Source organism: Pelistega suis (assembly GCF_013133795.1).
Lineage (GTDB): Bacteria > Pseudomonadota > Gammaproteobacteria > Burkholderiales > Burkholderiaceae_B > Taylorella > Taylorella suis.
The window spans coordinates 350,631-367,858 of the sequence record NZ_JABGBN010000002.1 but is presented as its reverse complement, the minus strand read 5'-3'; the positions used below and the strand labels follow the sequence as shown (position 1 = coordinate 367,858).

Here is a 17,228-nt window from a genome sequence, read left to right as displayed (position 1 = left end):
TGCCACAAAAGGTTCGCTACACGTTCCGCGCAGTCGCTCGAACAGAGCCTCGCTATCGCTCGCCTAACTCGCTTTGTGCATCGAAACGTCTCCGCAAACCTTTAAGTGCTTGAGTAAACATTGTACTGCTAACAATCAGTTATATTCTCCGACAATCTGGCTTAGATGATAGTGCTAGCTACTGGCAGTCCTCACGAAGAGAACTTGATGTACCGAGCGAGTTTGCAAACGGCGAGCGATAGCGATGCACTTTGCTGTCCGAGCGAATACACAATGTTCTGTAGTGAGGACGATATAGAGCGAACTGTTTATATCAGGCAGTACCTATTGCTACAAAAGGTTCGCTGCACGTTTTCGCGCAGTCGCTCGAACAGAGCCTCACTACGTTCGCCTAACCCGCTTTATGCATCGAAACGTCTCCGCACACCTTTTACCAAAGCTGCAATAATTTCTCTTTTAGTAGCTCGGTATTCTCAGCATTTGAAGCAAGAAAACGAGCTTTGCCTTTTTCATCAAAGATATAAATCCCTTGAGCATGCATGACTTCGTAGTTGTTAGCATCTGCACCGGGCTTAGGCTTTTCAATTTGATAGGCGACACGATAGCGTTTGGCGATTTCTGCAATTTGCTCAGCACTACCTGTAAGACCTAAAGCATCGTTATCAAACGCATCCACATAAGCTTGGAGGATTTCTGGTGTATCACGATGAGGATCAACACTAATAAAAACAATTTTAACTTTGTCTTGTTGTTCACCTAATGATTTTTTGAGAACGCCGAGCTCTGCCATTGTCGTAGGGCAAATATCAGGGCAAGATGCATAGCCAAAAAATACCAATGCGACTTTGCCTTGCAAGTCCTCTGTCTTAACCGTGCGATTTAGACCCTGTAATTCAAATTTTAAATCAGGGAGATTGCCCTTGATATTGTAAACAGTTGTCGGTTTGCTCTCTTGAGCAACGACGGTGACGGGAGTTGTTAGCGTACTTGCCGCTAGACAGAGAGATAATAGACTACGTTTAAACATTGTTATCCTTATGCATCTAACATACCGCTGTGGCGCAATAATGCGTCAGGTTGTGGGTCGCGTCCACGGAAATTTTTAAAGAACTCTGCGGCAGGGACTGAACCACCTACGGCGAGAATAGCCTTGCGGAATAGTGCACCAATAGCGCTATTTAAAGTACTACCATCAGCGAGTTTATTTTCTTCAAATAAACTATAAGCATCTGCAGAGAGAACTTCTGCCCACTTATAACTATAGTATCCTGCACCATATCCACCAGCAAAAAGGTGAGAGAAGTTGTGTGGGAATCGATTCCAACTTGGAGGAATCACAACGGCAACTTCTTGACGTACTTGATGAAGAATCTCTAAGACTTGTTGAATCGATAGCGGGTTAACAGACTGATGAATCAGCATATCGAACAAGGCAAATTCAATTTGACGTACAGTTTGCATGCCACTTTGATAGTTTTTGGCGGCGAGCATTTTTTCATAAAGTGCTTTAGGTAGCGATTCATTCGTTTCCCAATGACGTGTTAGCTGCTCAATGACTGGCCATTCCCATGTAAAGTTTTCCATAAACTGTGATGGTAATTCAATTGCGTCCCATTCTACACTAGAGAAAGGAGAGGCAGCAGGATCTCTTACTTCAGATAAAAGGGCATGTAAGGCATGACCACTTTCATGGAAAAGCGTAATTAAATCATCGGGTGAAAGTAAGGCGGGTTTATTGCCTGTGGGAGGGGTAAAGTTGCAGGTTAAATAAACCGTTGGCGTAACGGTAGTCTCACCATAGACATGGCGACTGCGTTCTGAGCCTACCCATGCACCGCTTTGTTTGCCTGCACGAGCATAAAGGTCAAAATAGATATAGCCGATAGTGTCACCTTGGTCTTGTACAGCGTAAGCCGTGACATCTTTATGCCATACTGAAGCATTGATAGGCGTAAAATCGACATTAAAAAGTTTTTTGATGATGGCAAAAAAACCAGTGAGTACGGTATCTTCTGGTAGGTATTGCTTGATTTCTTCATCAGAATAAGCGTATTTATTTTGACGAAGTTGCTCTGATACATAAGCATAATCCCATGGGTTCAGCTCAGCCATGCCAAGATGTTCACGCGCAAAGGTCTTTAATTCTGCGACATCTTTTTGCGCAAAAGGTTTAGCTTTGTTAGCAAGGTCACGTAGAAAAGCAATGACTTGAGCTGCGTTGTCAGCCATACGGGTTTCAAGTTGCATATCCGCAAAGTTTTTATAGCCTAATAAAGCCGATTCTTCTTGGCGTAGGGCTAATAATTGCTCAATATTGCTGGAGTTGTCAAAACGTGTGTCGCCTTGTTCAGAAGCGATAGTACTGTAACCGCGGTACATAATTTCGCGCAAGGCACTATTTTGTGCATATTGCATCACAGGAAGATAAGACGGCATTTTTAGGGTAAATTTATAACCTGTTTTTCCTTCTGCTTTAGCTGCCTCTGCTGCTGCCGTAAGGGTATCCTCTGGAATACCAACAAGCTCATCTCGGCTTTCTACAAAATATGCCCAATTATCAACTGCATCCAAGGCATTTTCACTGAATTTTTGAGAGATGTTGGCTAATTGCTCGCTAATTTGTGCGTAGCGAGTTTTATCCTCACCTTCTAATTCAACACCGCTGAGTTTGAAATCTCGAAGGGCTAAATCAATGATGCGCTGACGAGTAGGTGTCAGCGTAGCATATTCTGCTGAGTCTTTGAGGGCTTTATAGTGTTGATAAAGATCTTTATTTAGTCCCAACCAAGTAGAGTATTCTGTTATCTTAGGTAGAATCTCATTATAGGCAGCACGTAGCTCAGATGTGTTGACAACGGCATTAAGATGATTGACTACATGCCATGCACGCCAAAGTGGGGTGGAGGCAATGTCCAAACGCTCTACAAAACTTTCCCATGTGAGTGGTGCTGGTTCTGCAGCCACCTGTTCAATTAATGCTTTGTTTTCTTCTAGTAATTGCGTTAAAGCAGGGACAATATGTTCTGCTTTAATGGCGGCATAATCAATAAAATCTAGGGGGGAGGAGAGTAAAGGGTTTGTCATAGTCATTTTAATGTGTTTGTTTTAAAAGTGTATAAACGCCAAGCTGCCAGAGATGTTTTGATGTATAAAACATATAGGCAGATTGGCGTCAATCAAATAGTAAGTGCTCACTAAACTTGTTTAGCGAGCAGTGTACAAGATTGCTAATTAAGCACGCTCCGCTGCCTCAATTGTGTTTACTAATAACATCACAATTGTCATTGGGCCTACGCCACCCGGTACTGGTGTAATGGCACTTGCCACTTGAGCGGCAGAAGCGTATTCGACGTCACCTTTAAGTTTGCCGTCAGCACCGCGATTAATACCTACATCAATCACCACAGCACCTGGTTTAATCATATCGCCAGTCACCATTTCTGGGCGACCTGTCGCAACAACTAGAATATCAGCTCTTTTGGTGTGTGAGGTGAGATCTTTTGTTTTTGAATTACAGATGGTTACAGTCGCGCCTTCTTTTTGGAGAAGTAATGCCATGGGTTTGCCTACGATATTACTTGCACCAACGACAACTGCTTCAGCGCCTTTAAGATTGACATTTTGTGATTCCAGCATTTTTATCACGCCATAGGGTGTGCAAGGAATAAAACGAGGATTTCCCGTCATTAAAGCACCAGCATTGCTGACATGGAAGCCGTCTACGTCTTTTTCAGGAGAAATTGTGTCAATGACTGTATTGGTATCAATATGTTTAGGCAGTGGTAGTTGTACCAAAATGCCATGTAGCGTTTTGTCATTATTGAGTTCACGAATTTTCGCTAACAATTCTTCTTGACTAGTTTCTGCAGGAAAACGGAGAACGTCACTTTTTAGACCTAATTGCGTAAAAGTATTGTGTTTGCTATTTACATAGACAGCAGAGGCAGGATCATCACCCACAAGAATAACCGTCAATGCAGGAATAACACCTTTGTTTTTTAGCGTCTGGATACGTTGAGCAAGCTCTTCTTTAATTTGGTTAGCAAGTGCTTTACCATCAATTACAGTAGCAGTCATTTGTTAAGCTTCCTTTTGTGAGTTAAGTGCGACTTTCATTAAGTCAGCAACGGTTGAGACTTGAAGTTTTTCCATGATATTGGCACGGTGAGCTTCGACAGTTTTAATGCTAATATTAAGGTCATCAGCGATTTGTTTGTTTAATCTCCCCGCCACAATACGTCCTAATACTTGTTGTTCGCGAGAGGTGAGTCGATTGAGTAGCTCCTCGTTGGCACGCTGATTTTGAGCAGCATCTGCACGTGCTTGTGCCTCAGAAGTGAGATTAGAAATCACCTCTTGGATATCACTAAGATTAAAGGGCTTTTCAATAAAATCCATTGCCCCTTGTTTGAGGGTATTCACCGCCATAGGGACATTGCCATGACCCGTAATAAAGACGATAGGGATATTGACTTTGCGTGCGTTAAGCTCTTCTTGTAGTTGAAGACCGCTCATACCAGGCATACGAACATCAGTAATGAGAATGCTGACAAGCGTAGGGTCATATTTTTCTAAAAACTCTTCGCCGCTGGAGAACGTTAAGACGTTATAGCCATTGGTTTCTAATAAAAACCGTAGTGAGTCACGAACGGCATCATCGTCATCTACGATATAAATAGTGCTATTTGTTGTCATCACATTTCCTTTTCATCAATGTTGACTATGTGTTTGTTGATTGCTAAATGGTAGTCTAAATTTGAATATAGTACCACCTTCTGGATTTGGAACAGCCCATAACTGACCGTTGTGGGATTCAATAATCGTACGGCAGATATTTAATCCCATACCAAGCCCTTCGTTTTTAGTACTAAAGAATGGCTCAAAAAGGCGTTCAGGTTCTTTTAGTCCATGTCCTCGGTCAATCACAGAAACTTCCACCTCTTTTTCAACTCGTGCAATATGCACTTTGACAAGGGTTTCCTGATTTTGAATCATTGCTTCTAAGCCATTTTTAATAAGATTAAGTAAAACTTGTTCAATGAGGATAGGGTCAGCATAAACATCGGGTAAATCTGGCTCGATATAAGACTCAATTTGTTTGCCATGTTTGCGGGCATCAATCTCGGCAAGATCAAGCGTATTGGATACAATGCGTTCGATGGAGACAGTTTGGCGGCGAGGGTCACTACGTTTTACGAAGGCGCGAATACGACTAATAATTTTACCAGCTCGTTCAGCCTGTGTAGCAGACTTCTCTAATGCTGTGATGAGCATAGGGTTGTCTGTTTTACCTGCTTTGAGCAGATTCATCGCAGCGGTATTATAGTTAACAATGGCAGTCAGCGGTTGGTTAAGCTCATGTGCAAGTGTGGACGCCATTTCACCCATGGTGGTTAGACGACTGGTCAGTTGAATCTTTTCTTGTTGGTTACGAGATTCTTGTTCATGTTTTAGGCGTTCAGTGATATCACGTGCGACTTGTAAGCGTACTTTGCGACCATCAGTCCAGCTAAGTGTGCGATGATGTACTTCAAACCAGATATTAATGGTAGGAATAAAGTATTGATTACCGTCATCATGACTTTCGGTGCGTTGCTTAAGCAATTCTTGATGACCATAAGGTTGAGAGCCAAACATACGACGATAAGTACGATTGGCAAATAATAACTCAATGCCATTAGGTGTGTCTGCTGCAACAGAAATAGCATCATCTAGACTTTCGAGTACGGTCATAAAACGCTCATGAGCGGCAGATAGGGCTTCTCTTACACGCTTTGGCTCGGTAATATCGGTCATGGAGGTCATCCAACCGATTTGATGCCCATCAGGGTTGCGCATGGGCGATACATACATTCTGGCGGTAAAGCGAGAGCCGTCACGGCGTTGTACTTCAAGTTCTAAACCCGAGCTAGGCGTTTTGCCGGATAAGACGATTTCCATGGTGCGCATATGTTCTTTGTGACGTCCAGGAATCCAATAAGGATAGGGAAGGGCGCTACCAACAAGACTGGACTCATCCCAACCAATCAAACGGCAGAAAGCAGGGTTTACATAAATAATACGACCTTGCATATCAATCACGCGCATCCCCGTGGACATAGAGTTTTCCATAGCGCGGCGGAAAATTGTTTCCGTCTCAAGCGCTTGTTCTGTTTTTAATCGCTGACGCGTATAGCGCCACATTAAAAATAGACTGAAAATAATGATGGTGGATAAAGCAATAATGATGAGATTCAGTAGATGCTGTAAACCTTCATTATTATTGACAAAGTAGGGGAGCAGATTCGTCTGAATGCGTTGCAGACTAAAAAAGGTCATCATTACGACAATATAGAGCACAATCACAAAGACAGGCGCTAACCAATGTAAGCGTCGAGATTTTGTGGAGTAATTGAGTGATTTACTGATAAGACTCTTTTGATTGTTTTCGTGCATGATGTGGTGAGTAAAAATCTTTTGTCAAACTTTGTAAGTTTTGTAAGTCGAGAGTATTGTAAAAGTTTTATTTTACCTTGTGTGGAAATTGTTTGGGTTTAAACAATGTCACGCCTATTTCGCTGCGCGTGATAATCGGTTTTTTTAACGATTTTAAGCGATAAAAAATGTTGCATAGCAGCAAATAAGCGCTTTTTAAACAAATTTTTCATAATGTGAAATTTATTCCCATTATATAAAAAAAGTAAACAACTCTATAAATAAAGTTTAAAAAAAGTATGGCATAATCAGCAGATAAATTAGCACCAAAGTATGCATAAAACTCTCTCTTAGGATGTGTACATGGTGTTTTTAAAACAACTTGCGATTGAAATAGGAGCAATGCATGGCTACGAGTCAAACACCAAAAGACGTAGATGCGGTAGAAACCAAAGAATGGTTAGAAGCCTTAGAAGCAATTCTTGATCGTGAAGGTCCAGAACGCGCTCATTTTATTATTGAGCAATTAACGGACTTGGCACGTCGCTCAGGTTCTAATATTCCCTATTCACCTAATACAGCTTATGTGAATACTATTCCACCAGGATTAGAGCCACCTAATCCGGGTAATCTAGAATTGGAAGCTCGTATCCGTGCGTATGTACGTTGGAATGCAATGGCGATGGTTGTTCGTGCGAATCGCCATGATCCAGAAGATGGGGGTAGTTTAGGTGGTCACATTGCTTCTTTTGCTTCTTTAGCGACGATGATTGGTTGCGGTCAGCACCATTTCTGGAATGCTGAGACAGAGAATCACGGTGGTGACTTAGTGTACTTCCAAGGTCATTCGTCACCGGGGGTATATTCTCGTGCATTCTTAGAGGGGCGTATTTCTGCTGAGCAATTAGATAATTTCCGTCAAGAGGTTGACGGTAAAGGTCTGCCATCATATCCGCACCCTAAATTATTACCTGATTTCTGGCAATTCCCAACGGTATCAATGGGCTTAGGTCCTATGATGGCGATTTACCAAGCGCGTTTCCTTAAATATTTACATGCGCGTGGTATTGCAGATACATCTAAACGTAAAGTATGGTGCTTCTGCGGTGATGGTGAGATGGATGAACCAGAATCATTAGGTGCGATTAGTCTGGCGGCACGTGAGAAATTAGACAATCTAATTTTCGTGATTAACTGCAATCTACAACGTCTTGATGGTCCTGTACGTGGTAACGGTAAAATCATCCAAGAATTAGAGGGTGATTTCCGTGGTAGTGGTTGGAATGTGATTAAGCTGATTTGGGGTTCTTATTGGGATCCATTATTAGCACGTGACAAAGACGGTGCACTTCGTAAGATTATGGAAGAGACCGTGGACGGTGAATATCAAGCTTATAAGGCAAATGATGGTGCTTTTGTACGTGAGCATTTCTTCGGTAAAGATCCTCGTACATTAGAAATGGTTAGCCGTATGAGTGACGAAGAGGTATGGCGTTTAAATCGTGGCGGTCATGACCCTAACAAAGTGTATGCGGCTTTTGATGCTGCGATGAAAACAGAGGGTCAGCCAACTGTCATTTTAGCGAAAACGATTAAAGGCTATGGTCTTGGTCATGTTGCACAAGGTAAAAATCCTGCGCACCAACAGAAAAAACTCGATACAGAAGCGATTCGTGAGTTCCGCGATCGTTTCAATATTCCAATTCCTGACGATAAATTGGAAGAAGTGCCATATTTCAAACCATCAGAAGATTCTGCTGAGATGAAATACTTACGTGCACAACGTGAGAAATTAGGGGGGTATTACCCACGTCGTCGTCAAGAAGCAGATGAAAAATTAAAAGTACCTGCTTTGGATAAATTCCAAGCGATTTTAGAGCCGACAGCAGAGGGTCGTTCTATTTCAACGACACAAGCTTTTGTTCGTTTCTTAAATCAATTATTGCGTGAAAAAGATATTGGTGAGCGTGTAGTACCGATTCTTTCTGACGAGTCTCGTACCTTTGGTATGGAAGGTTTATTCCGTCAAATCGGTATTTATGCACCAGAAGGTCAGAAATATATCCCTGTGGATAAAAACCAAGTGATGTACTACCGTGAAGAAGCTAACGGTCAGTTATTACAAGAAGGTATTAACGAAGCGGGTGCTATGTGTTCATGGATTGCGGCGGCAACATCGTACTCGACGAATAACCGTATTATGATTCCATTCTTTATCTACTACTCAATGTTTGGCTTCCAACGTGTGGGTGATTTAGCATGGGCAGCAGGCGATATGCAAGCACGTGGTTTCTTATTAGGTGGTACAGCAGGTCGTACAACGCTAAATGGTGAAGGTTTGCAGCACGAAGACGGTCATAGCCATATGCTTTCTTCAACCATTCCTAACTGCGTATCGTATGACCCAACATTTGCGCATGAAGTGGCTGTGATTATGCAGCATGGTCTCAAACGTATGGTTGAGAATCAGGAAAACGTGTTCTACTACCTCACATTGATGAACGAGAACTACGCTCATCCTGGCTTAAAAGCAGGTGATGAAGAAGGTATCATCAAAGGGATGTATAAGTTACAAGAGGGCTCAAAAGGCGATCTCCGCGTGCAATTACTTGGCTCAGGTACTATCCTTCGTGAAGTACAAGCTGCAAAAGACTTGCTGGAACAAGATTGGGGTGTGATGGCTGATGTATGGTCATGCCCAAGCTTCACAGAGTTACGTCGTGACGGTTTAGATTGCAGCCGTGCTAACTTATTGAACCCAACAGCAACACCAAAAGTACCTTATGTGACATCATTATTGCAAGATACACAGGGTCCAGTGATTGCATCTTCTGACTACATGAAGATTTTTGCTGACCAAATTCGTGAATTTATCCCTGCGGGTCGTACATATCGTGTGCTTGGTACTGATGGTTTCGGTCGTTCTGATTTCCGTTTCAAATTACGTAATCACTTTGAAGTGGATCGCTATTTTGTCGTACTTGCAGCACTTAAAGCATTGGCAGACGAAGGAAAATTACCTGCCGCTAAAGTTGCTGAGGCAATTGCGAAGTACAACATTGATGTGAATAAAGCAAATCCACATTACGCATAAGGAAGAACGAATATGAGTCAATTAGTTCAAGTCAAAGTACCTGATATTGGTGATTTCGATGAAGTCGAAGTGATTGAGGTATTAGTCAATGTAGGTGATACGATTAAAGCAGATCAAAGTTTAATTACTGTTGAGTCTGACAAAGCCTCCATGGAGATTCCTAGCGATACAGCAGGTGTAGTGAAGTCTATTAGTATTAAAGTAGGTGACAAGGTTAAACAAGGTTCTGTTGTATTGGAAGTTGAAGCGAGTGGTAGTGCTGCTCCAGTCGCTAAAGCAGCTGAGCCAGCACCTGTTGCGGCATCTGCTCCTGCGGCGACACCTGCTGCTGCTCCAACAGCACCAGCAGCACCGGCCGTATCAGCGGGACCCGTGGATGTAGTGGTGCCTGATATTGGTGATTTTGACGAAGTTGAGGTTATCGAAGTATTGGTGAATGTTGGCGATACCATCAAAGAAGATCAAAGCTTAATCACCGTTGAGTCTGATAAAGCATCGATGGAGATTCCTTCAAGTCATGCAGGTAAAGTAGTGGCTGTGAATGTGAAGGTGGGTGATAAAGTTGCTAAAGGTTCTATCGTATTAAAAGTAGAGGCAACAGGTGGTGTATCAACTGCACCTGCATCAGTAGCGACACCAGTGGCTGCTCCAGCGCCTGCTGCCCAAGCAGAAACGCCTGTGGCAGCACCAGTGGTAAGCGCCACACCAGCAGTTGATGCGTCTTCTTTTAGAGCATCGCCTACAGCAGCTTATGCTTTGGGTGCGACAGAGTTCCGTAACTTACCACATGCATCGCCGTCAGTACGCCGTTTTGCCCGTGAGTTAGGTGTAGATTTAACACAGGTAAAAGGCTCTGGTCGCAAAGATCGTATTACCATTGATGATGTTCGTGCCTTCGTAAAAGCAGCGCTCTCAGTGGCACCTAATAATAATGTGAATACAGGTTCTAGCCAAGTTGGTGGTGGTTTATCGGTATTAGATTGGCCAAAAGTAGATTTCACCAAGTTTGGTCCTATTGAATCTAAACCATTATCTCGTATTAAGAAGATTTCTGGTGCGAACTTACACCGTAACTGGGTAATGATTCCTCATGTGACTAATAATGATGAGGCAGATATTACGGATTTAGAAGCTTTCCGTGTTCAATTAAACAAAGAATACGAAAAAGCGGGCGTGAAGTTTACGATGTTGGCTTTCCTCATCAAAGCCATTGTCCAATGTTTGAAAAAATTCCCAGAGTTTAACGCATCGTTAGATGGCGATAATCTAGTGATGAAACAGTACTACCATATCGGTTTTGCGGCAGATACACCAAATGGTTTAGTGGTACCGGTGGTGCGTGATGCGGATAAGAAATCAGTTTCTGAAATCGCTAAAGAAACATCTGAACTAGCGAAACTGGCTCGCGAAGGCAAATTATCACCAGCGCAAATGCAAGGCGGTTGTTTCTCTATCTCATCATTAGGTGGTATTGGTGGCACACACTTTACACCGATTATTAATGCGCCAGAGGTAGCAATTTTAGGTGTTAGCCGTTCATACCAAAAACCGGTATGGAATGGTTCAGCATTTGAGCCACGTTTAACAATGCCATTGTCATTATCTTATGACCACCGTGTGATTGACGGTGCAGCGGCAGCACGTTTTAACGTGTACTTAGCACAGCTACTTGGCGATTTCCGCCGTATGATGGTGTAATCAGGAGCGGACTATGAGTATAGAAGTTAAAGTACCGGATATTGGTGATTTTGACGAAGTCGAAGTGATTGAGGTATTGGTCAATGTAGGTGATACCATTAAAGCAGACCAGAGCCTCATTACCGTAGAGTCTGATAAAGCCTCGATGGAAATCCCTAGCGATACAGCCGGTGTAGTGACGGCACTTTCTGTTAAAGTCGGTGATAAAGTTAAGCAAGGTTCTGTTATTCTACAAGTTGAGGGCGCAGCAGCTGCACCTAAGACAGAAGCGCCTAAAGCTGAAGCCTCTAAAGCGGCAGCACCGGCAGCAGCACCTATTGCTGCACCAGCAGGGGCAAAAAGCTCAGCTGGTGACGATGCTTATGATGTCGTTGTATTAGGTGCGGGTCCTGGTGGTTATTCTGCGGCATTCCGTGCAGCGGATTTAGGCTTAAAAGTGGCATTAATCGAGCGTTACCCAACATTAGGTGGGGTATGCTTAAATGTGGGTTGTATCCCATCAAAAGCTTTATTACATAATGCTTTTGTTTTGGAAGAGGCTAAACACTTAGCGACAAATGGTATTAGTTTCGGCGAACCACAAGTAGACTTAGATAAACTTCGTGCTTATAAAGACGGTGTGGTAGCTAAGTTGACGGGTGGTCTCAGTGGTATGGCAAAAGGCCGTAAAGTGACTGTCATCACAGGTACAGCACAGTTTAAAGACGATCACCATTTTGTCGTGGAGTTAGCAGCAGGTGGTACACAGGAAGTGGCGTTTAAACATGCGATTATCGCCGCAGGTAGTCAATCGGTGAAATTGCCTTTCTTACCAGACGATGAGCGTATTGTGGACTCAACAGGTGCTTTAGCGCTGAAATCAGTCCCACAAAAAATGCTAATCATCGGTGGCGGTATTATCGGTCTAGAAATGGGTACGGTGTATTCGGCGTTAGGCGCTCGCCTTGATGTCGTTGAAATGATGGATGGCTTAATGCAAGGCGCAGACCGTGATTTGGTCAAAGTCTGGCAGAAGAAAAACGAACATCGTTTTGACAATATTATGGTTAAAACAAAAACCGTTGCTGCCGAAGCTAAAGCTGATGGTATCTATGTTAGCTTTGAAGGTGAGGGCGCACCTAAAGAGCCTCAACGCTATGATTTAGTGTTACAAGCGGTAGGTCGTTCACCAAATGGTAAGAAAATCGCGGCCGATAAAGCAGGCGTGGTAGTCACTGAACGTGGCTTTATCCCTGTGGATACACAGATGCGTACTAACGTACCGCATATCTTTGCGATTGGTGATATTGTGGGTCAGCCGATGTTGGCACATAAAGCCGTGCATGAAGGACATGTGGCCGCCGAAGTGATTGCTGGTGAAAAAGCCGAGTTTGATGCACGTGTTATTCCTGGCGTTGCCTTTACCGATCCTGAAGTGGCTTGGGTTGGTTTAACGGAAGATCAAGCCAAAGCACAAGGTATTGCCATTGAAAAAGGCGTATTCCCTTGGGCCGCGTCTGGTCGTGCGATTGCCAACGGTCGTGATGAGGGCTTTACTAAGCTGATTTTTGATGGGGAAACGCATCGTATCCTCGGTGGTGGTATTGTCGGTACACACGCTGGCGATTTAATCAGTGAAGTTTGCTTAGCGATTGAAATGGGTGCTGACATTACCGATATCGGTAAAACGGTACATCCACACCCAACATTGGGTGAGTCGGTCGGTTTAGCCGCTGAGGTCGCTCATGGTGCGTGCACGGATTTACCTGCGCAGAAAAAGCGTAAGTAATACCAAGTGCTAAACGCATTGTCTTGAGATAAAAAATGCTGGGTGAAAACTCAGCATTTTTTTATGGTTTTATTTGATTGTAATTGAAACTAATAAGCCTTTGATTTGGTAGAAATTGGGTCGATTCTTTTGATGGCGTCTGCCTGAACTTCCAATTTACTGCTCACAAAATCCAAAAACGCACGCATCACCGAAGACGGATAGCGATGTTTTAAATACAATAAATGTACGGGATAAGCCCGCATAGGATAATCAGATAATATTTCAATTAAACCATATTCATGAATTAAACGATTGGCAATCGTTTCAGGTAAATATCCCACACCACGCCCTTGTTGAATTAAATAAGCGATGGCATACACATCGTTGGAAGTAAATACACAAGGTAATTTCAATACCTTATTTTCTAATGAAATCATCAATTCTTTTTGTTCGGCTTTGGCAAAACCGACATAAGGAAAATGTTGTAAATCATCAGGTGTTTGGGGTGTGCCATACTTGGCTAAAATAGTAGGATGTGTCAAACATTTGGTTTTTGCCATAATAGCCAAACGCGCGACTGCATTATCTGTATGCAAATTTCCTGCCCGAAAAGCAAAATCAATATTATCTTCCACCAAATCCAAAACTCGGTCGGTTACTTGGCAATGAATACTCACTTTGGGATATAAAGTGCAAAACTCATCTATCCATGCCCATACTTCTTCTAGTCCTGTAAAGGTGGAAATCCGCAGTTTTCCGCTAATTTCTTGATTGTCAGCCAAGGTTTTTTCTACTTGCAATAAATTATCAATATTTTGATACACTTGCTCATAGAGTTGTTGCCCTGCCATTGTGGGTTTGACGCCTGATTTTTTGCGGTCAAATAGTTGAATATTGAGCGATTTTTCTAGTTCTGTGATTTGACGGCTAATGGTCGCAATCGGCACATTTAGCCGTTCCGATGCTTTGGAGAGACTGCCGTCTTGGACGACAGAAACAAATAGGGATAGGGCGTTTAGGTTCATAGGGTTTTCATTTTTGGAAAATATTTTCTCATATTAATCCATTCATTTATCAAATTCAATAATCTAAAACACACTTATTCCATTTAATCCCAGAGAAAACCCATGAAAAAATTTTTAAAATCAGTTTAATGGCATTAACACTGACTTCGCTTGGCGTGGCTTGTACGCCAATCAACCACACCAACATTGACTTGGTTGGGTAATGTGCGTATGCCTAATAACTATGCAGGAAAAGCGGTGGTTGCAGGGGCTGACGTTAGTATCAAACACTACCATTCATTAGTAATGAATAATATTGTTTTTGTCTTGTTTTTCTTGTAAAATAGTGTTTATTAGTATTGAAAGCTATTTGGTAAGGGGAAATTGTATGCTCTTAAAAAGCGAAATCAGACAAGCCATTGAAACTCAAAAACAGCAATTAACAGGGCAAACCTATCCACGCCAAATGCTTGAAAAAATAAAAATTTTGCCAAATTTTGCGTTGGTGGTGTCGGGTATCCGCCGTAGCGGTAAAAGCACGTTACTTGCTCAACTGATTGAAAAACAACAACAAAATAGTTATCTTTTTTTGAACTTTGATACGCCAAAGTTGTTTGATTTTGAATTTGGTGATTTTGCTTTATTGGATGAAATCATTGCCGAAAACAAAGAAATTAAAACCTTATATTTTGATGAAATTCAAGTGGTTGAAGGTTGGGAGATTTATGTACGGGGCAAACTTGACCAAAATTTTCAGGTGGTGGTAACAGGCTCTAATGCGTCCTTATTAAGCCGTGAATTAGGAACAAAACTGACAGGGCGGCACATCAGCAAAGAGCTTTTTCCATTTTCATTTGTGGAGTTTTGTGAATTTTTGGGTAAGCAAAACAATGCCAACGCAGTTGAAGATTATCTGCAACAAGGTGGTTTTCCACAGTATTTGCAGTTGGGCGAAGACGAAATTTTAAATGCTCTGATTAACGATATTTTGTATCGGGATATTATCGTCCGTTTTGGCATTCGTGATGAGCGATCAATGAAACGGTTGCTGCTGTTTTTGGCGGGCAATATCGGTAATTTAATCACGGCAGGCAAGCTCAAACAAAGCCTTGAAGTGAAAAGTACAGCCACCGTACAAGAATATCTTTCGCATTTGGAGCAAGCGTATGTCATACAAATGTTGCCCAAATTTGCCTATTCTTACAAGGTGCAACTTGCCAATCCGCGCAAGATTTATTTTATAGACAATGGCTTGCAGCGTGTGATTAGCCCGTCTTTTAGCCCAGATTTGGGTAGGAAGCTGGAAAATGCAGTATTTTGGGAATTAAGACGGCAATTTGCAGAACTGTATTATTATAATGAAAATCACAAAGAATGTGATTTTGTGGTGTGCCAAAACAGTATGCCGGTACAGCTCATACAAGTCTGCTGGCAACTTAATGCCGAAAACATCGTCCGAGAGCGAGATGGTTTGCTTGATGCGATGAATTTTTTTGGTTTTGAACAAGGAAAAATTATTACTTTAAATCAAGAAGATAAAATGATAATTGATGGCAAAACCATAGAAGTGCTGCCGTTTTTTCAGGTATTTGGTCGGACAAATGGGTAAGATTGCTTGGGCAAAACACCGTTTATCGTGATGATAATCGGTGTTTTTGTTTGGAAATTGGCAAAATATTTTCAGGCTGCCTGAAAACCTACACCCCTTTATTTTCCAGCGATTTTCGGTTTATCCACCACACCAGCGACAACATCACAGGCACTTCAACCAACACGCCCACCACCGTTGCCAATGCCGCCCCTGAATTTAAACCAAATAAAGCAATCGCCACCGCCACCGCCAATTCAAAAAAATTGCTTGTGCCGATTAAGCAAGCGGGGGCGGAAATGGCGTGGGGCAATTTAAGCCATTTTGCCCAAATCGCACTCAAGGCAAAAATGCCGTAAGTCTGCACCAATAAAGGAATGGCAATCAGCAGGATAATCATCGGCTTATCCACAATGGTTTGTGCCTGAAACGCAAACAACAGCACCACCGTCAATAACAATCCCAAGATAGACAAAGGCTTAAAACGCTGGCTGAATTGGCGCATTTTGTGTTCATCTTGCAAAGATTTGCGAGTGGCAACTCCCACAAGCAAAGGCAACACCAAATACAGCAACACGCTAAAAAAACAGCGTATCCCACGGGATTGTGATGTCGTTCATACCCAAAAGTAGCCCTGCAATCGGGGCAAAGGCAAAAATCATAATCACATCATTTAAAGACACTTGCACCAGCGTGTAATTGGGGTCGCCTTTGACCAGTTGAGACCAAACAAAAACCATTGCCGTACAAGGTGCAACCCCAAGCAAAATCATACCTGCAATGTACTCGCTTGCCGATTGTTCATCTACCCAGCCAGCAAAAAACACCTTAAAAAACAACCAGCCCACAAGTGCCATCGTAAAAGGCTGTTATCAAGCTATGGCATTCATCTGCTTTGATGGTGGTTAAAAGTCGCTCAAGCCTTTTAAGATGGGGCAGTCGGGATTGCCATCGCCCCCGCAGGCATCACTCCACGCTTGCAGGGTGTGTTGCATTGATTTTAATTCTTTGATTTTATTGGATAAAAAATTAATATGACTGGCGGTGAGCGTTTTGACCTGAGCACTTGTGCGGTGTGGATTGTCTTGCAGTGCCAAAAGCTCGCCAATCTGTGCAAGCGAAAAACCGACGCTGCGGGCTTTGGCGATGAATTTTAGCCGAGCGATGTCATTGGAGTTATAAATCCGATAACCTGCTTCACTGCGTGATGGGTTAATTAATAAGCCTGCTTTTTCATAATCACGGATTTGTTTGACGGAAAGTTGGGTAGATTTAGACGCTTGTCCGATGTTCATTGTTGCTCCTTATTGAGTGGTGTGTAAAAAAATGTTATCAAGTAAAAATAATCCTTGACCCTAACGTAAGGTTATAGTTTATGATACGTACATCAAAACAAAAAAGCAATGCTTTTAATCGCTTAAAAGCACTTTGTTTTGATAATCCACTTTAACTTAACATTCGGAGAAACTGTTATGAACGCTGATTTTGTTCAAAACCGACACGCCCATTGCGGCTGCCAGTCTTGCACGGGGCAAAACTACCGTCCGGACTGCCAATGCCAAAACGGCAAGCCCTGCATTTGTGATGACTGCACTTGCAACGGCTGTGCGTGTGAATCGTAAAACCAAATAGTGAAATGGACATTGGGCGAATCTGTCATTTGCCCAATGTTATCAATGC

At 42.6% G+C, this 17,228-nt stretch carries 15 protein-coding genes; 6 read left to right on the top strand and 9 right to left on the bottom strand.

The features are described 5' to 3' along the window. Positions 1 to 430: 430 nt before the first annotated feature. From HKX39_RS05055 to HKX39_RS05035, 5 genes are all read right to left on the bottom strand, one after another. The gene (locus HKX39_RS05055; protein WP_171680211.1) at positions 431 to 1,027 is read right to left on the bottom strand and encodes an SCO family protein; all 597 of its coding nucleotides are present in this window, start codon (positions 1,025 to 1,027) and stop codon (positions 431 to 433) included. An 8-nt stretch (positions 1,028 to 1,035) separates the two neighbouring features. Then, positions 1,036 to 3,090: a M3 family metallopeptidase gene (locus tag HKX39_RS05050; protein WP_425500264.1), complete on the bottom strand. Its 2,055-nt coding sequence runs from the start codon at positions 3,088 to 3,090 to the stop codon at positions 1,036 to 1,038. A 141-nt stretch (positions 3,091 to 3,231) separates the two neighbouring features. Further along, positions 3,232 to 4,077: a bifunctional methylenetetrahydrofolate dehydrogenase/methenyltetrahydrofolate cyclohydrolase FolD gene (folD, locus tag HKX39_RS05045; RefSeq protein ID WP_171680209.1), complete on the bottom strand. Its 846-nt coding sequence runs from the start codon at positions 4,075 to 4,077 to the stop codon at positions 3,232 to 3,234. Between the two features lie 3 nt (positions 4,078 to 4,080). Next, positions 4,081 to 4,695 carry a response regulator transcription factor gene (locus HKX39_RS05040; RefSeq protein ID WP_171680208.1) on the bottom strand — a complete coding sequence of 205 codons (615 nt, stop codon included), beginning with the start codon at positions 4,693 to 4,695 and terminating at the stop codon, positions 4,081 to 4,083. Positions 4,696 to 4,710: 15 nt separating this feature from the next. After that, positions 4,711 to 6,435, bottom strand: coding sequence for a PAS domain-containing sensor histidine kinase (locus HKX39_RS05035; RefSeq protein WP_171680207.1), 1,725 nt, complete (start codon positions 6,433 to 6,435; stop codon positions 4,711 to 4,713). A 385-nt stretch (positions 6,436 to 6,820) separates the two neighbouring features. Between HKX39_RS05035 and aceE the strand changes: the two genes are divergently transcribed. Genes aceE through lpdA form a run of 3 tightly spaced genes read left to right on the top strand, consistent with a single transcriptional unit; the run spans position 6,821 to position 12,974 of the window. Beyond that, positions 6,821 to 9,508, top strand: coding sequence for a pyruvate dehydrogenase (acetyl-transferring), homodimeric type (gene aceE / locus HKX39_RS05030; RefSeq protein ID WP_171680206.1), 2,688 nt, complete (start codon positions 6,821 to 6,823; stop codon positions 9,506 to 9,508). A gap of 12 nt (positions 9,509 to 9,520) precedes the next feature. Then, positions 9,521 to 11,206 (top strand): dihydrolipoyllysine-residue acetyltransferase, encoded by a 1,686-nt coding sequence (gene aceF, locus HKX39_RS05025; protein WP_171680205.1) that lies wholly within the window; start codon positions 9,521 to 9,523, stop codon positions 11,204 to 11,206. A 13-nt stretch (positions 11,207 to 11,219) separates the two neighbouring features. Continuing rightward, positions 11,220 to 12,974, top strand: a complete 1,755-nt coding sequence (gene lpdA, locus HKX39_RS05020) for a dihydrolipoyl dehydrogenase (RefSeq protein ID WP_171680204.1) — start codon at positions 11,220 to 11,222, stop codon at positions 12,972 to 12,974. Between the two features lie 89 nt (positions 12,975 to 13,063). Here lpdA and HKX39_RS05015 read toward each other — a convergent pair whose 3' ends face one another. Further along, positions 13,064 to 13,981, bottom strand: coding sequence for a LysR family transcriptional regulator (locus tag HKX39_RS05015; RefSeq protein ID WP_171680203.1), 918 nt, complete (start codon positions 13,979 to 13,981; stop codon positions 13,064 to 13,066). Positions 13,982 to 14,131: 150 nt separating this feature from the next. On the opposite strand from HKX39_RS05015, the gene HKX39_RS05010 reads away from it, so the two are divergent. Beyond that, positions 14,132 to 14,302, top strand: a complete 171-nt coding sequence (locus HKX39_RS05010) for a hypothetical protein (protein ID WP_171680202.1) — start codon at positions 14,132 to 14,134, stop codon at positions 14,300 to 14,302. 46 nt (positions 14,303 to 14,348) lie between these two features. After that, positions 14,349 to 15,569, top strand: a complete 1,221-nt coding sequence (locus tag HKX39_RS05005; protein ID WP_171680201.1) for an ATP-binding protein — start codon at positions 14,349 to 14,351, stop codon at positions 15,567 to 15,569. Positions 15,570 to 15,657: 88 nt separating this feature from the next. Here HKX39_RS05005 and HKX39_RS10750 read toward each other — a convergent pair whose 3' ends face one another. From HKX39_RS10750 to cueR, 3 genes are read right to left on the bottom strand one after another with little or no spacing between them, the layout of a single operon-like run. After that, positions 15,658 to 16,095, bottom strand: coding sequence for an arsenic resistance protein (locus tag HKX39_RS10750; protein ID WP_343043418.1), 438 nt, complete (start codon positions 16,093 to 16,095; stop codon positions 15,658 to 15,660). A gap of 31 nt (positions 16,096 to 16,126) precedes the next feature. After that, complete coding sequence (locus HKX39_RS10745) at positions 16,127 to 16,405, bottom strand: arsenic resistance protein (RefSeq protein ID WP_281356442.1); 279 nt, start codon at positions 16,403 to 16,405, stop codon at positions 16,127 to 16,129. A 48-nt stretch (positions 16,406 to 16,453) separates the two neighbouring features. Continuing rightward, positions 16,454 to 16,843, bottom strand: a complete 390-nt coding sequence (gene cueR, locus HKX39_RS04995; RefSeq protein WP_171680200.1) for a Cu(I)-responsive transcriptional regulator — start codon at positions 16,841 to 16,843, stop codon at positions 16,454 to 16,456. A 190-nt stretch (positions 16,844 to 17,033) separates the two neighbouring features. On the opposite strand from cueR, the gene HKX39_RS04990 reads away from it, so the two are divergent. Beyond that, on the top strand, positions 17,034 to 17,180 hold the full coding sequence (locus tag HKX39_RS04990) for a hypothetical protein (protein ID WP_171680199.1): 147 nt from the start codon (positions 17,034 to 17,036) through the stop codon (positions 17,178 to 17,180). Positions 17,181 to 17,228 lie beyond the last annotated feature (48 nt).

Coding starts and splice junctions, on each gene's coding strand:
- HKX39_RS05055 (WP_171680211.1), bottom strand. CDS start 1,027: ATGTTTAAACGTAGTCTATTATCTCTCTGTCTAGCGGCAAGTACGCTA.
- HKX39_RS05050 (WP_425500264.1), bottom strand. CDS start 3,090: ATGACTATGACAAACCCTTTACTCTCCTCCCCCCTAGATTTTATTGAT.
- folD (WP_171680209.1), bottom strand. CDS start 4,077: ATGACTGCTACTGTAATTGATGGTAAAGCACTTGCTAACCAAATTAAA.
- HKX39_RS05040 (WP_171680208.1), bottom strand. CDS start 4,695: ATGACAACAAATAGCACTATTTATATCGTAGATGACGATGATGCCGTT.
- HKX39_RS05035 (WP_171680207.1), bottom strand. CDS start 6,435: ATGCACGAAAACAATCAAAAGAGTCTTATCAGTAAATCACTCAATTAC.
- aceE (WP_171680206.1), top strand. CDS start 6,821: ATGGCTACGAGTCAAACACCAAAAGACGTAGATGCGGTAGAAACCAAA.
- aceF (WP_171680205.1), top strand. CDS start 9,521: ATGAGTCAATTAGTTCAAGTCAAAGTACCTGATATTGGTGATTTCGAT.
- lpdA (WP_171680204.1), top strand. CDS start 11,220: ATGAGTATAGAAGTTAAAGTACCGGATATTGGTGATTTTGACGAAGTC.
- HKX39_RS05015 (WP_171680203.1), bottom strand. CDS start 13,981: ATGAACCTAAACGCCCTATCCCTATTTGTTTCTGTCGTCCAAGACGGC.
- HKX39_RS05005 (WP_171680201.1), top strand. CDS start 14,349: ATGCTCTTAAAAAGCGAAATCAGACAAGCCATTGAAACTCAAAAACAG.
- HKX39_RS10745 (WP_281356442.1), bottom strand. CDS start 16,405: ATGGCACTTGTGGGCTGGTTGTTTTTTAAGGTGTTTTTTGCTGGCTGG.
- cueR (WP_171680200.1), bottom strand. CDS start 16,843: ATGAACATCGGACAAGCGTCTAAATCTACCCAACTTTCCGTCAAACAA.